1 protein-coding gene is annotated in these 377 nt (G+C 76.4%); it reads left to right on the forward strand.

Annotated elements, in window-relative coordinates; genetic code table 11:
• Positions 1-377: YDG domain-containing protein (locus tag EOE48_RS29560; protein ID WP_210249632.1), on the forward strand; the 377-nt coding region annotated here is incomplete at both ends.

Below are 377 nucleotides of genomic sequence, written 5' to 3' on the forward strand. Positions count from 1 at the left end.
CTCACCGCCATCGACGGCAACTACCGCTTCGTCCAGGCCGCCGGCAACGCGAGCGCGCTCACGGTCGATCCGGCGCTGCTCACCGTCACCGGCACCAAGACCTACGACGCCACCGCGGGCTTCGGCGTCGGCCAGCTCACGGTCACCGGCGGGATGAACGGCGAGAGCGTCGCGCTGACCGCCGGCTCCGCCGCCGCCGCCTCGGCCGAGGCCGGCACCCATGCCGGCGCGAGCCTGACCGGCCTCGCCGTCGCGGTGACGGGCGGCAACGGCTCGGCGGCGAACTACGCCCTGCCGCCAGCCGCCACCCTCACCATCGCCCCGGCGGGCGTGACCGTGCGCGCCAACGACGGGCGCTCGACCTACGGCGACGCCCC

This window comes from Methylobacterium oryzihabitans, from assembly GCF_004004555.2.
Taxonomy (GTDB): domain Bacteria; phylum Pseudomonadota; class Alphaproteobacteria; order Rhizobiales; family Beijerinckiaceae; genus Methylobacterium; species Methylobacterium oryzihabitans.